The 13,195-nt window shown below is 49.9% G+C and carries 15 protein-coding genes; 10 read left to right on the forward strand and 5 right to left on the reverse strand.

The genetic code is table 11. The features are described from left to right. The first annotated feature begins 33 nt into the window (after positions 1–33). From G3M78_04325 to G3M78_04350, 6 genes are all read left to right on the forward strand, one after another. Positions 34–993: a DNA cytosine methyltransferase gene (locus tag G3M78_04325; GenBank protein ID QPJ64657.1), complete on the forward strand. Its 960-nt coding sequence runs from the start codon at positions 34–36 to the stop codon at positions 991–993. A 78-nt stretch (positions 994–1,071) separates the two neighbouring features. After that, on the forward strand, positions 1,072–1,590 hold the full coding sequence (locus G3M78_04330) for an HNH endonuclease (GenBank protein ID QPJ66763.1): 519 nt from the start codon (positions 1,072–1,074) through the stop codon (positions 1,588–1,590). Between the two features lie 243 nt (positions 1,591–1,833). Beyond that, positions 1,834–3,039, forward strand: coding sequence for a CBS domain-containing protein (locus tag G3M78_04335; protein QPJ64658.1), 1,206 nt, complete (start codon positions 1,834–1,836; stop codon positions 3,037–3,039). Between the two features lie 110 nt (positions 3,040–3,149). Next, positions 3,150–4,652, forward strand: coding sequence for an ABC transporter permease subunit (locus tag G3M78_04340; GenBank protein QPJ66764.1), 1,503 nt, complete (start codon positions 3,150–3,152; stop codon positions 4,650–4,652). A 148-nt stretch (positions 4,653–4,800) separates the two neighbouring features. Continuing rightward, positions 4,801–5,262, forward strand: a complete 462-nt coding sequence (locus G3M78_04345) for a hypothetical protein (GenBank protein ID QPJ64659.1) — start codon at positions 4,801–4,803, stop codon at positions 5,260–5,262. Positions 5,263–5,318: 56 nt separating this feature from the next. Further along, positions 5,319–5,747, forward strand: coding sequence for a hypothetical protein (locus tag G3M78_04350; protein QPJ64660.1), 429 nt, complete (start codon positions 5,319–5,321; stop codon positions 5,745–5,747). 23 nt (positions 5,748–5,770) lie between these two features. Here G3M78_04350 and G3M78_04355 read toward each other — a convergent pair whose 3' ends face one another. The 3 genes from G3M78_04355 to G3M78_04365 all read right to left on the reverse strand — a co-directional run bounded on the left by G3M78_04355 (position 5,771) and on the right by G3M78_04365 (position 9,589). Beyond that, on the reverse strand, positions 5,771–8,059 hold the full coding sequence (locus G3M78_04355; protein QPJ64661.1) for a response regulator: 2,289 nt from the start codon (positions 8,057–8,059) through the stop codon (positions 5,771–5,773). 307 nt (positions 8,060–8,366) lie between these two features. Next, the gene (locus G3M78_04360) at positions 8,367–9,200 is read right to left on the reverse strand and encodes a chlorite dismutase family protein (protein QPJ64662.1); all 834 of its coding nucleotides are present in this window, start codon (positions 9,198–9,200) and stop codon (positions 8,367–8,369) included. 119 nt (positions 9,201–9,319) lie between these two features. Beyond that, a complete protein-coding gene (locus G3M78_04365; GenBank protein ID QPJ64663.1) occupies positions 9,320–9,589 on the reverse strand; it encodes a YtxH domain-containing protein in 270 nt (89 codons plus the stop codon). Positions 9,590–9,954: 365 nt separating this feature from the next. Here G3M78_04365 and G3M78_04370 point away from each other — a divergent pair, with 365 nt between their 5' ends. The 4 genes from G3M78_04370 to rpsT all read left to right on the forward strand — a co-directional run bounded on the left by G3M78_04370 (position 9,955) and on the right by rpsT (position 11,592). Beyond that, positions 9,955–10,320 (forward strand): response regulator, encoded by a 366-nt coding sequence (locus G3M78_04370; protein QPJ64664.1) that lies wholly within the window; start codon positions 9,955–9,957, stop codon positions 10,318–10,320. A gap of 31 nt (positions 10,321–10,351) precedes the next feature. Beyond that, entirely contained in the window at positions 10,352–10,708 is a 357-nt protein-coding gene (locus G3M78_04375; GenBank protein QPJ64665.1) for an Hpt domain-containing protein, read from the forward strand. Positions 10,709–10,719: 11 nt separating this feature from the next. Then, positions 10,720–11,244: a hypothetical protein gene (locus G3M78_04380; protein QPJ64666.1), complete on the forward strand. Its 525-nt coding sequence runs from the start codon at positions 10,720–10,722 to the stop codon at positions 11,242–11,244. 75 nt (positions 11,245–11,319) lie between these two features. Continuing rightward, positions 11,320–11,592 (forward strand): 30S ribosomal protein S20, encoded by a 273-nt coding sequence (rpsT, locus tag G3M78_04385; protein ID QPJ64667.1) that lies wholly within the window; start codon positions 11,320–11,322, stop codon positions 11,590–11,592. A 58-nt stretch (positions 11,593–11,650) separates the two neighbouring features. Here rpsT and holA read toward each other — a convergent pair whose 3' ends face one another. Together holA and G3M78_04395 are read right to left on the reverse strand one after the other, a co-directional pair. After that, positions 11,651–12,670: a DNA polymerase III subunit delta gene (holA, locus tag G3M78_04390; GenBank protein QPJ64668.1), complete on the reverse strand. Its 1,020-nt coding sequence runs from the start codon at positions 12,668–12,670 to the stop codon at positions 11,651–11,653. Positions 12,671–12,672: 2 nt separating this feature from the next. Further along, positions 12,673–13,194 (reverse strand): LptE family protein, encoded by a 522-nt coding sequence (locus tag G3M78_04395; protein ID QPJ64669.1) that lies wholly within the window; start codon positions 13,192–13,194, stop codon positions 12,673–12,675. Position 13,195: the final 1 nt, after the last annotated feature.

A 13,195-nucleotide genomic window follows, 5' to 3' on the forward strand; every position in this document is an offset into this window, starting at 1 on the left:
TCTGAAATCAAGCATATCTATAGATTGGATTTAATGAAATCTTTACGCTGTATTGAAATATGTGCGGGCGCTGGAGGTCAGGCGCTTGGCTTAGAACGTGCTGGTTTTGAACCAGAAGCTCTGGTCGAGATAGATAGGCCGTGCTGTGAAACATTGAGGTTTAACCGTAGTTCTTGGAATATTGTTGAAGAAGACTTGAAGGATTTTAAAGGTCAGCCATTTAAAGGTATCGATCTTTTGGCTGGTGGAGTGCCATGCCCACCTTTTTCTAAAGCGGGTAAACAGCTTGGAAGAAATGATAGTCGAGATCTTTTCCCTGAGGCGCTTCGTTTAATAAATGAATGTAAACCTCGTGCTGTAATGCTCGAAAATGTTCGGGGGTTTTTAGATGCTATTTTTGAAGACTACAGGCATGGATTAAAACAGCAATTAAAAAAAATGGGCTATGAAACGGATTGGAGATTACTCAATGCTTCTGATTTTGGGGTTTCACAACTTCGTCCGCGTGTCGTGATTGTTGCAATACGAAAAGATATTGGGGAAGTTTTTTCTTGGCCAAAACCGAAAGAGCATAATCCCTTAACGGTTGGGGAGTTGCTTTATGAGCAAATGGCGTCCAGAGGTTGGAGGTTGGCAAAGAAATGGAAAAAACAGGCTGATGACATCGCTCCAACTGTTGTCGGTGGTTCTAAGAAACACGGTGGCCCAGACCTTGGTCCAACTCGTGCGCGTAAAGCGTGGGCCACATTAGGTGTGGATGGCATAGGGATAGCTAACGAACCCCCAGAGAGAGATTTTGTTGGGGCGCCCAAATTGACAGTTCCAATGGTTGCTCGTGTACAAGGTTTTCCAGATGAATGGATGTTCCTTGGTAAAAAGACACCGGCATATCGGCAGGTTGGAAATGCGTTTCCTCCGCCGGTTGCTCACGCTGTCGCGGAGCAAATTTATAGATGTTTAACGGCTAGAAAAATTCATGCGGTCTCTGGATGAAAGTTAACATTAATGACTAAGAAGGTTGGGGCGAGGTCTAAGTTAAGAGACCATTTCCTTGAAAATATTGGGAAGATCATGGATTCCAATGAATTAAGGCAAGTGGCTGGTGGAATTACAGAATGGGCAAGAAGAGTTAGAGAATTACGCACAGAAGAGGGATATCAGATACAAACACATAATGATCGAAGTGAATTAAAGCCCGGGCAATATGTTCTTTTTGACCCTAAGCCTGCTCCTGCGTTTGCGCGTACAATTTCGAAAGAAACCAGAGCTTTTGTGCTAGATCGGAATGGGTTTACTTGTCAAATGTGTGGTGCGGCGGCGGGAGAAAACCACCCATATGATGCAAATAGAAAAACGAGGCTACATATCGGTCATATTGTAGATAAGTCTCAAGGAGGAGCAGATGAGCCTTCGAATTTACGCGCGATTTGTTCCATATGTAATGAAGGAGCTTCGAATTTAACACTTGAGAGACCTTCAAACTTAAAACTATTGGCTCAGGTTAGACGAGCGAAAGGAGAAGATCAGATTCAACTATTAAAATGGTTGATACAAAAGTATCCAGATAAGGTGAAAGAATTTTTAATATAAATGATCCTTATTATGAAGTTATTGTTAAATTAGCCTCGCCTAACTCCTTTTCCAATCTCTAAATCTCTCCACATTTTGTTCTATAGCTTTCTGCTGAGGACGAAGTATTCCATCGGTTTTCGTTTTAAAATTATAACTTAAAAAATGGGGTGGATTTCCTTTGTCCTCCACAAGGGATTAGTTCGCTATTTTTCGCTTTATTGTTAAAATAGAATCTTTGAATTTTTTCTTCGAGGGCATCGCATGGATGAAATTCGCAATTATATGGAAGAGACGTTGATCTCGATCGATCGGGAACAATCGTTGAGCGATGGATTGAAAGTATTGCAAAGCAACAGCGTCAGTTCCCTTTTGATCACTGATAATGGCAAGTACGCAGGGATATTTACCGAGACCGATCTGGCTCGGCATGTGATTGCTGAGGGCCGCAAGCTGTCCAAGATTCCAATGAGCGTTTTTTTGAACAAGCGTCTCATCACCCTGGAGGCTTCGCATTCCATGCAGGAAGCCTATGAGCGCATGCGTTCGTCGCATATTCGTCACCTGGGGGTGACGGATGGTGGGGAGTTTGTCGGCCTGCTCTCGATCAAGGATTTTGCCAATTATTATCACAACGCTTTCAACGCGGATGACAGCGAGCGCGGCGATATCGACTATTTCATGCAAAAAACGTTGGCGATCGTCTCCCCGGAACAGTCGGTGCGAGCTGTCGCGAAAACGATGAAAGAGCTGAAAACCGGCGCCGTGCTGATCGGCAATCGCGAGGTCTGTACGGGTCTGGCGACGGAGCGGCATTTACTGCAACATGTGTGTAAGGCTCTGGAGGCGGGTTACGATTCGCAAATTGGATCGATCAAGGTTCAGCCCTTCGTCTCCATTCCCTGCAAGGAATCGATGGAGAGCGCGTATCAACTGATGCGCAAACACAATATCCGTCATCTGGCGGTTACGGACAAGCCCTCCATCGCTAACAGGAAAATTGTCGGCGTACTCGCCACCAATGATTTTGCCAGTTACTACAGTTTCAAGGTCGCACAGGACGTCGCCGAAGAAGACAAGGTGCGTTATTACATGGAAGAAAATCTTCTCGAAATCGATTCCGAGGCGACGGTGCAGGCGGCGTCTCAACTTATGCGCGAACACAACGCGGGCGCGCTTCTGGTGAAACGGGGCGACAAGTATTCCGGGCTGGTCACGGAACGGGATTTGATTCATGGCGTTCTTGCCGAAGGCGGCAAGGCGTCCGACACAATTTCAGCGCATCAGGCAAAGCCCGTTACCATTGATACGAACCGGTCGATGGAGGATGTGCTCTCGGCCATGCGCGACAACAATGTCCGCTATGTGATCGCGACGGAGAACAAGCGCATCAAGGGCATCGTTTCGATCAAGGACCTGGCGATTTATTTCAAACACAAATACGTTTCAGAGTCGGTTGAAAACGACTGACTTGCAATCAGTCCAGTGGGGTATTGAATCATGAATGCTTTGCGCTTTGTCTTTTTCCATCGCGACGTTCAGACATGAGCGCGCTTGAAGAGATTGTAGAAAAAAAGCAGATGCCTTCGGTCTCCCGCCCAGAAACCTTGCTTCGTTTTATCCCTCCTTATTTTCTAGTTCTGATTTTATTATTAGCTGGCTTGCCCATTCAAGCGAAGGCGCGCGGGTTGGAATCCATTCAGGAATCCGGCGTTTTATTGTGGGGCGCCGATGCGGAAGGCGGCGCGCCCTATGTCTACGCCGACCCCAAATCGCCGGAAGAACTGGTCGGCTTTGAGGTCGAGCTGGCCGGCTTGATTGCGGAGGAACTGGGCGTCGAAGCGCGGCATGTTCAGAATGATTGGGACACCTTGCTACCGGCGCTCAAACGCGGCGATTTCGACATCGCCCTCAATGGCATTGAGTGGACGCAGGAGCGCGAGCGGAAGGTGGCGCTGACGCGATCCTATTATATCTTTTCTCAGCAGTTGACGGTCCGGCGCGATGAGCAGGACATACAATCCTTTGACGATCTGGCGGGCAAGACCGTGGCGACGCTTGGCGGCACGACGGCGCACAGCATGCTGGAGGAAGCCGGGAACATCAGCGTAAAGATTTTTTCCGGTCAGGTGGAACCTTATGAGGAACTGGCGCTGGGCCGGGTGGACGCGACCCTGCTGGATTTTCCCATCGCTCTGTACTATGGCTTGCCCAACGAACGCTTGAAATTTGCCGGGTCTCCTTTTGGCGAAGGGAGCTATGTCATCGGGGTCCGCAACGAAGATGTGGAGTTGCTGGAAGAGCTTAACGAGATTCTGGAACGTTTGTCGGCCTCCGGTCGCCTTCGAATCTTGTATGAAAAATGGGGACTGTGGAACGACGCCCAAATCAGCCAGGGGGGAATGATTCAGGCGGCGCGGCGGCAGTCGGAAAAGGTGGATCCGGGGAACTGGGGCGGCTATGCAAGTCTTCTGCTTAAAGGCGCGGGCATGACAATCTTGCTCTCAACCTGCGCCATGACCTTGGCGATTTTCCTGGGACTGGCGCTGGTATTTTCCCGCCTGATTGGCGGCTCCCTGATGCGCGGTCTGGCTCTCGCTTATATCGAAGTGGTTCGCGGCACGCCCCTGCTGTTGCAACTCTATATGATCTATTTTGGTTTGCCTGCGCTGGGCCTGAACCTCAACGCGTTCACAGCCGCTATTCTTGCTCTGGGGATCAATTACTCCGCCTACGAAGCGGAAATTTATCGCGCGGGTATCGAGTCGATACCGCGCGGTCAAACGGAAGCGGCGCTCGCTCTGGGAATGCCAAAGACGATGATCTATTCCCGCATCCTCCTGCCTCAAGCCCTGAGAGTTGTACTGCCGCCCTCGACCAACGACTTTATCGCCCTGCTGAAAGATTCTTCGCTGGTTTCGATCATCGCCATTGTCGAGTTGACGAAGACCTTCAACATGCTGGCGGTCGCTTCGATGAACTATCTGGAGCTGGGCGTGATTACGGCGACGCTCTACCTCATGATGTCCTATCCCCTGTCGCGGCTTTCGCGGCGTCTCGAAAAAAAATTCGCGCTGGAGTGATTTCGGCGATTTTTGCAAAAGCAGACAAGAGAATGTTCGCGGCCCTTTCTACATTGGGGGTTATAAATTATTGCCATTCCGAATGCGCGTTTTATATAATCAGCTATGAATTTTTAAAAGATAAGAATCAAGCAAAGGAAAATCGGCCATGATGAAATTTCTGGCTTTGATCGGCTACAGTTTGGGGATCGCCTTCGATTGCTGGGCGGTAAAGGATATGATCTACGTTAATTCGGATAGCCTCATCACTCTGGAGGGGTTCCCCCTTTTTGTAGTTGCTTTATTTTCATACCTGCTCATAAGCAAGAGCCATATCATATTGTTTCCACAGGATGCAGAAGGAATTTCAAAACTTGGAAGCAGGAGTTCATACGAAGAATATGAACTGGAAAAAGAGATTCTTCGCTATGCAAAATCCGGCAAGGGAGAATTGACTGCGGTAGAACTCGCTGTGGATTCCAACTTTTCGGTTGAAGAAATTCAAGCGGGTCTCGATGCTCTTGTGGATATAGACGTCGCTGTTTTGAAAATCGGCGAAAGAGATTCTCGTTGTTATAAAATCAGGGGACTGCTAAGCGAAAAAGAAAAAAATGAAGCGGTGGCTCTTTGAAAAGGCCAGTGAATATCGAATTTAATATGGAACACAAATTAGGATTATGCTGAATCATGGATAAATTTTATTCTGTCATAACTTCATTCTTTGCTCTTGTTTGTATTTTTTTAATGATGGCGGCGGCGGGGGTGGCTTTTACTTTGGAGACCGGTATCCTAAACTCGTTATTGTTGCTTGCGGTGGCGATAGTCAACGGTTATCTGGGGATGATCATTGCGGGTGCTTCTAATGACACTTTATTTCTGCGCGACAGATTAAGATTAAGGCCCTCGGTGGAAAAAGGAATTCTTCAATTCGCCAAGTTGCGAAAGGGCAGGATAACGTCTGTTGAAATGGCGGTCGAGTTGGATTATGCAATCGAACAATCGATAAAAGATTTGAATGTTCTGGCGAATTCAGGACTTGTCCTCAGGCGCATCGCCGCTGATGGAAGCGTGGTGTATTGTTTTCCGGGCCTGGAAACTCAAAGCGGTGAAGCCTGAGAAGGACGCTTGTCTCTTCAGGATCAGGTTTTCGGCAGGGTTTTGGAAATCAGCTCTTTCAGTTCGGGAATATTGATGGGTTTGGTGATATAGGAATGGAAACCACTTTGCGCGACCTGGTTGATATCCGTTTGCATGGAACCTGCGGTGAGCGCGATGATTGGAACCTTGCGCGTTTTAAAAACCGACTGCAATTGCTCGAATGCGGTCTTGCCGTTTTCTCCGGGCAGGTTGGCGTCCATTAAAATCAAGTCGAGCTCCAACGACTGGGCGGCCTGAATGCCTTCTTCTACGTTGCCTGCGGTGTACAGTTTGATTTTGGGATTCTCCGCGAAAATCTGCTTCATCAATTCAATGCTGTCGGGCGTGTTTTCAATGTAGAGGATTTTTGTTTTCGCTTCCGTTTGTCGCCCCGAATCCGGTTGGGAGCTATCGGCGCTGAGCCCTTGCGTCGATTGTGGAATATCAAAATAAAAATAACTGCCTTCGCCGACAACGCTTTCGTAGTCGATGCGTCCGCCCATCATTTCTATGAGTTGTTTCGCCACCGCGAGGTTGATGCCAGCGCCTGTGATTTCATCGTTGAAATGGCTGATGCGCGAGAAGGCCTTAAACATTTGCTTGCGGTTATCTTCAGGGATGCCGATGCCGGTGTCGCGGACGCCGACGCGAATGAAATCGCCCTCGCGCATTTCAACGCCGACGCAAACCTTTCCTCCGGGTCGGGTGAATTTGACGGCGTTGGCGATCAGGGTCGTCAGGATTTGTCGGAGCCGAGAGGCGTCGGCATGCGCGAAAAGGGGCGGTTCGAAATAGTTGTCAAATTGCAAAGTCACTTCGCCTTCAAGCGCCCTGGGTCGTAACAGAGAGATTGCGTTGTCGACGATTTCACTCAGGTTGACGGTGTGAGGAGAGAGGGAGATTTCACCCGCATCGAGAGCCGACAAGTCGAGAATGCCATCGACCAGTTCGAGCAATTGTTCCCCGGCGCGCAGGATACGGCTCAGATTCTCTTTTTGTTCTTCGGATTTCGGCGGTTCGTCGTCCATTTCCAGCAATTGACCGAATCCCAGTATAGAATTCAAGGGCGTGCGAAACTCATGACTCATGCGCGCCAGGAACTGGGACTTGGCCTGATTCGCCTGCTCTGCCGTCTTTTTGGCTTTAACCAGTTCTGTTTTTGCATTTTCCCGTTCGGTGATGTCCACCGCCATTTCCATAACGAGTTCAGAGCCGTCAACATCGGTGAAGGGAGCGCATACGACAAGGTAGATGCGCCCGTCCATCGCCTGCCAGGTAGAGCTTTGTTCCGTCTTGCTTTCAATTATTTTTAGGGTATCGCTTCCGTGTACCAGGGAGTAGCAGGGGTTTTTCTGAGATTCGCCAAAGCGGTCGCGGAACATTTTATTTGAAAATGGAACGCTGTGATCTTTTGCCTGTAAATGAAAACAGACCGGCAATTTATCCAGCATCGAGAAAAGTTTCTGGCGTTCTTTGAGAGCGGCATTGTGCGAGGCTTCCAGTTCCCTCGACATGGTGTTGAAGGTCTTGGATAAAAATCCAATTTCGTTTTGCGAGCTTTCGTCCAGGCGAATGCAAAAATCACCCGCCCCCACCTTTTTAGCGGCTGTCGTTAGAGCTTCTATGGGCTTTGCCAGTTCCTTCTGAATGAGGCTGTAGAGAAAAACCAGCAGGAGGATGGCTATTCCAATAGATAATACAATCAGTAATCTGAAAAACTGGAGATGGCTTGCCAGCTCTAAATGAGTTTGTTCGATCTCTTGCAGTTCATCCGCAAGGAATTGATGAATACGTTTTTGGTAACTGCGCCCCAGCGTTTCCTCAAAAAAATTAGCGTAAGGATTGATTGAGCCGGCGCTCGGTCCGGCCAGAAAGTCTTGTGTTTTAGGCTGAAATTCCAGGTAGACCGCTTCCAGTTCCTCGATGGTTTTCAACTCGGCTTGTTCTTCGAGAAATGTTTCACGGACAAAGGCCATCTCTTCACGAGACAGGGTTTTGAGTTGCTCAAACAGATCGAGGTTTTTTTTGTGCTGGGCTTCCAGACTCGCAGATGCGTTTTTCCCATCTAATATCTGTTCGTCCAGTTTGTGCTCCACTTCGTGAATGGCCAAGGTCAATTGATTGATCAGATAGATTTTACTCTGCGGGTACTGAAGCCGTTTTTCATAATACTCAATCTGGTCCAATATATAGAGGCCGAGAATACCGGCGGAGACGAATAGTAAAAACAGGAAGGAAAAAAACGCGATCAGCTTTTTTTTTAAACTGAGAGGGTGTCCAGTCGGGTTCATTGGATAGAGCGGTTCTGAAATTGCTTTAGGATGGGCCTGGTAAAACTTTTGCACCAATAGACGCCTCAATGATAATGCATTAGGGCATTAAAAACTATTGAAAAATTGAGATATATTTAATTTATCGTTTAGTGCTTCAAGGTTTTGAGCGCGGATAGAATGGTATTGCTATTCATCCAAAATAGATGAAAACCATGAAGGGTGGGGGGTCTTTTGTTCAATAAAAAAAGATAAAGGGTGCGCCCTATTGGGTTGAAAGAGTAGCCCGCGCTTTGGAAAAAGGCGGGCCTGTCTTCCTTTTGCCGACTCAGAAAAGTTGATTGAGTGAGCGCACGCGCCGAGCTTTGAACAAAGGCCCTTCTTCGACAAACTTCCATTCCGGGTTGGTCTTCACGTCCCGCAGACCATTCAACAGATTGCTGAAAACTTCTTCAAAATCGTCGGGATATTCAAAATAAGTCACAAAATCCTGTTGCGGGTCGAGATCGCGCGAGTGGTAGAGCTTGCGAAAAATCATTTGAATGTATTTAAAGCCCACGCCGTTGTGTCCGAGATGATCCTTGCCGAAAGCTTTCGGATTCGTGTTGAAATAAGAGGTTCGCGTTTTTTCATCCATCGCCCACCATTCCGCGGTTTTTGAAAGCGGAAAAATGACCGCGAAGGCGTCGCTGTTGCCGCTGTAGCGTCGCGGCGCTTTCTCGCGCAACTGCGCCAGCGTTTCGGCGTCGGTATAGTTCAAGGGGCGGGTGATCGCGATGCGATATTCCAGATCAAGGTAATCCCCCAACACCTCTTTGACGTTTTCATAATAGCCGTCCACCTTTCTTCGGTCCATCGACTCCACGCGGATCAGGCTGATCGGAATTCGTCCCGTAATGGCTTTTCCATTGAGAGAATATTCAAGGCGCTGGTAGTAGGCGATGGTGTCCTCGCGGCCATGCAAGGGATTGAAGTCGTTGCCAAAATTACTGGCGTGGAGCTGTAGCTTCTGCATTATGGAGTCGCGCTTTTGGAAGGGGACTTCTTTCCCCTCTTTCGGAAACAGATAAATGAAACCGCCCACCAGACCCGGCCCGGCATGAGCCGCGCCGCACCAGGCGAAGAGCGTTAGAATTCCCAGCAGAAGTTTTAATGCGCGCATCTTGAATGACCTTTATGGAATGATGTTATTAATGGAAGCATCGAGACAACTGCCCCGCAAGCGCGACCCTGTCTGAACTGGCAGGATAGAGATGCGGGGCGTCATAGAATCCACAGACTTCAGTTTCCGAGCAAATCTTTCGCCGCTTTGGAAGCGTCGTCCACTGCATTGCCTATCTCATTGCCCGCTTCATCCGTTATTCTGGCGGCGTCCTCAACCGCTTCATTAATGTCGACGCCCGCTTCTTCCTTAGATTTGGATGCGTCTTCAAGCGCTGCATCAATTTGCGCGCCCGCTTTTTCTGCGGGTCCTTTTTCCTTGCATCCAAGCGTTGCGGCGACGCTGACAAATAAAATCAAGACGATAAAAATTTGTTTCAGGAAGTTCATGGATTTTTCCATTGAGAGGGTTATACCTAATTGAAAGTATTGTGATCTTAGCCAAACAAGAAAGCAAACTCTAATTCAACCCTGTTCGCAATGCGCTCTGCGATGCAGGCCCCTTTCTCTTTTCTATAAAAACAAGGGATTTTTCAATGTCTTTCATTTTTCAGGAGAAGCCGCTATAAGCTAGCGCTTGATAACCTTACGGGCTGAGGCTAATATGAATTCAACAAGCCTGCGCCTCTTGTTTTGAAGAGCTTGGCGGTAAATTTTGATTTTATAAGTCAGCGGCTCTATAGAAATTCCCTTGTGCAGTCTTCGCAGGGGAATTTTGTCAGGAGGTCTGCGGCGATTTTTTTACGGAGCGGCGATTGAAGATTCTTCTGGTCGAAGACAACGAGATGAACCGGGACATGTTGATCCGACGCTTGAAGCGCAAAGGCTACGAGGTGGTTTTTGCGGTGGATGGACAACAGGGCCTGGAGATGGCTCGCGCAGAATCGCCCGCTTTGATCTTGATGGATATGAGTTTGCCCGTCATGGACGGCTGGGAAGTCACCCGTCGATTGAAGGCGGAAGTGGACACCAAAGGCATCCCCATCCTCGGTCTTTCCGCCCACGCCATGAAAGGCGATGAGGAAAAAGGTCTGGCGGCAGGTTGCGACGACTACGACACCAAACCGGTCAATCTGGAGCGTCTGTTGGGAAAAATGAAGGCATTGCTGGGCGAAAGTTGAGCGTTTCGCCTCCACGCAGAGAGGTCTTTTCATGGAAAAAGCGCCACCGATAGATAAGCAAGCGGCAATGGAAGTGTGCGACGACGACATGGAACTGTTCATGGAAATCGTCGAGGTGTATCTGGAAGACGCGCCCAACCTGGCCCGCAAGCTGAAGCAAGCGGTGATGGATGAAGACGCGCCGCTGGTCGAAAAATTCGCCCACGCCCTGAAAGGCGCCTCCGGCAACATCTGCGCCGAGCCGGTGCGCGAGCTGGCGATGCAGATAGAACGCATGGGACGCGAAAATCAACTGGACGCCGTGCGCGACGTCTACCGCAAATTTGTCAAGGAATTCATCCGCCTCAAAGACAATTTGGATGTGATGGTCGCCGAAAACGGCGGATGACAGGAGGCCCCATGGTCGATCCTATTTCCAGCATCAGTCGTAGTTTTCTCCGCCCACAGACGACGGACATTCGCTCAAAATCAGATGAAACGCCGGGCGGCTCGGCGCAGACCGATTCGACGGAATTTTCATCCGAACGTCTGGTCGACGCGGTTCGCAGCCAGACCCGCGTCTTGAAGAAGGAGTTGCCCGGCCTCATCTCACAAGCTCTGCTGGCCCCGGCGACGGACACAGCGACGCGCTCGCAACCGTTGAACGCCTTACTTTTCAAACTGGATAACCCGCTCGACTCCCTGCTTCGGCAAGTGTCGGAGGGCGAACTCAACGAAGATTTGATCGGTCGTTTGCAATCCGAGGTGCAGGGGCTGAAAGGGCAGATCCCGCAATTTGCCGACAATGAAATATTGAGTTCCCTTGCGCTCGGTTCTGAAACCAGCGGTCCCCTGCAGGAAATCCTCAATTCTTTATCGGGTCAGCTGGGAGACCTTTCGGGGCGCCTGGAACAGGCATTATTGCGAACGCGCGGTTCGGCTTGACAGGGTTTTCAAATTCGCGTATAAATGATTGTTTTCCAACCGAATTATCATACTATTTTTTAAAGGGAGTTTTCCTTGGCAAACCATAAGTCGGCGCTGAAACGAAACCGCCAAAATGAAAAAAGATACGCGCGCAACAAAGCTCATCGAACCGTCGTAAAAAACGCGATCAAACGAACCATGTCTGCGATTGAAGAAAAAAACAAAGACGCGGCGGTCGCCGAGTTCAAAGCGGCGGAAAAACTCATTTCTAAAGTGGCGAGCAAAGGCGCGATTCATAAATCAGCGGCTTCCAGAAAAGTTGCCAGTCTTGCAAAAAGAGTTCACAAGCTTTCGGTCGCGAGTTAGGCCTTTGGCCTGACCCGCGAAACGCGGCTCCCCCTCCTTTTCAGTCAACCACTCTCAATTATCGCTTGCGCGCGCTCGTCGCGCACAAATTCCAGATCAATGTCCGGAGCGCCCCTTCCGGGCTTTTGCTCGTGCTTTTCAATTCCCGGTCGGTCTGGCTCAATTCCCTGAAACACTGTTTTAATTCTTCGACGCTGTAACGATTGGCCGCTGGCAGGGCTTTCTGAACGACAAAAGGGTTGGCGCCGATCGCTTTGGCGATTTGTTGCGGCGACAGCCGTTTGTCGGCGTGGCTTTTGACTTCCCAGATGGTGCGCAGTTGCCAGGTGATGAGTCCGAGCATGCGGATCGGTTCTTCGCCGTGGCTCAACTGGTTGTCGAGAATGCGCAGAGCTTTTTCGGTGTTCTTTTCTTTCAGGGCGTCGGTCAGCGCGAAACCGTCTTCGACGTGAACGTCGCCGACCAGACTGGCGGCGTCTTGCTCCTTGATGGTTTTGTTTGTCCCGGCGAAGGTCATGAGTTTTTCAAGCTCCATCGCCAGCGCGCCGGATTTGGCCCCCACCCGTCCCACGATCAACTTCGCCGCGCCGCCTGCCAGGGTGTAGCCGTGTTCCTGCGCCCGGAGTTTGAGCCAGGACACGAGCGAGCCTTCGTCGGGCGGGCCGCATTCGACGGCGTCTTTGCGCTTCGCCAGGGTTTTATAAAGTTTGCGTTTGCGATCGATTTTGTCTGCGGTGACGACCATGCAGGAGCCTTCGGCGGGTTTGTCTGCATAGGCCATCAGGCTGTCCGCTTCATCGGCTTCGAGCGTTCTTTCGTGCAGGTTGCGAACGACGATGAATTTGTCGCCGCCCATGAAGGACAGGGTGCGCGCGGCGGCGATCCAGGCGTTGGGGCCGCTTTCCTTCGCGTCGAAAATTTCAAAATTAAAATCACGATCATCGGGAGCGACGATCTGGTTCAGCAGGGCGTTGATGATTTCGCTGTGAAAAAATCGTTCCTCGCCGTAGAGAAAATGAAAGCCGCTCCACTGGCCCTGCTGGATTTGCTGGAGGAATTGTCCGGCGGAAAGAGGCATGGTTAAAAACGGTCGATCAGCAGACTGACGATACGCGAGGAGAGATCGCTGAAAGACTGGTCGATCGCGTCAATGCGCGCCTGCTCGGTGCTGATGACGTTTTCCGTCGCGCGAAAATCCCATTTCGTTTTCAACTGCTGTTTCAACAGTGGACGCTTCTTTTTGACGTCGGTGGCCTCGAAGTCGACCTTGATTTCGACCCAGTATTCGGAGACAAAATCATCGGCGCTGAAGGAAACGGCGCGCAGGTTGTACCAGACCAGAGAACCTTTCAATATCAGATCGGCCTTGCCTTCATCCACCACCTTGAGACGCCCGTCGCTGATGAAGGCGCGGCGGATTTCATCGGTCAACTCGCGATGAATTTCAGGCTCGCCGGAACTGTTGCTGATGATGGGAATGGCGAGGGTGCGAATATGCGCGGGCAATTGGGATTTGCCGGTGTTGGACAACTGGTAGCCGCAACCGCACAGAGCCAGCAGGAGCAGGCCGAGCGCGGCGTTCTTGAAAAATCGAGTCGTCATT

Source organism: Candidatus Nitrohelix vancouverensis, from assembly GCA_015698305.1.
Lineage (GTDB): Bacteria > Nitrospinota > Nitrospinia > Nitrospinales > VA-1 > Nitrohelix > Nitrohelix vancouverensis.

Bases quoted from the DNA above. Each gene is read 5' to 3' on its own strand.
- G3M78_04360 (QPJ64662.1), bottom strand. From the start codon at position 9,200: ATGCGCGCATTAAAACTTCTGCTGGGAATTCTAACGCTCTTCGCCTGG.
- G3M78_04330 (QPJ66763.1), top strand. From the start codon at position 1,072: ATGGATTCCAATGAATTAAGGCAAGTGGCTGGTGGAATTACAGAATGG.
- G3M78_04340 (QPJ66764.1), top strand. From the start codon at position 3,150: ATGCCTTCGGTCTCCCGCCCAGAAACCTTGCTTCGTTTTATCCCTCCT.
- G3M78_04350 (QPJ64660.1), top strand. From the start codon at position 5,319: ATGGATAAATTTTATTCTGTCATAACTTCATTCTTTGCTCTTGTTTGT.
- G3M78_04325 (QPJ64657.1), top strand. From the start codon at position 34: ATGAAATCTTTACGCTGTATTGAAATATGTGCGGGCGCTGGAGGTCAG.
- G3M78_04335 (QPJ64658.1), top strand. From the start codon at position 1,834: ATGGATGAAATTCGCAATTATATGGAAGAGACGTTGATCTCGATCGAT.
- G3M78_04355 (QPJ64661.1), bottom strand. From the start codon at position 8,059: ATGAACCCGACTGGACACCCTCTCAGTTTAAAAAAAAAGCTGATCGCG.
- G3M78_04395 (QPJ64669.1), bottom strand. From the start codon at position 13,194: ATGACGACTCGATTTTTCAAGAACGCCGCGCTCGGCCTGCTCCTGCTG.
- G3M78_04345 (QPJ64659.1), top strand. From the start codon at position 4,801: ATGATGAAATTTCTGGCTTTGATCGGCTACAGTTTGGGGATCGCCTTC.
- G3M78_04380 (QPJ64666.1), top strand. From the start codon at position 10,720: ATGGTCGATCCTATTTCCAGCATCAGTCGTAGTTTTCTCCGCCCACAG.
- holA (QPJ64668.1), bottom strand. From the start codon at position 12,670: ATGCCTCTTTCCGCCGGACAATTCCTCCAGCAAATCCAGCAGGGCCAG.
- G3M78_04365 (QPJ64663.1), bottom strand. From the start codon at position 9,589: ATGAACTTCCTGAAACAAATTTTTATCGTCTTGATTTTATTTGTCAGC.
- G3M78_04375 (QPJ64665.1), top strand. From the start codon at position 10,352: ATGGAAAAAGCGCCACCGATAGATAAGCAAGCGGCAATGGAAGTGTGC.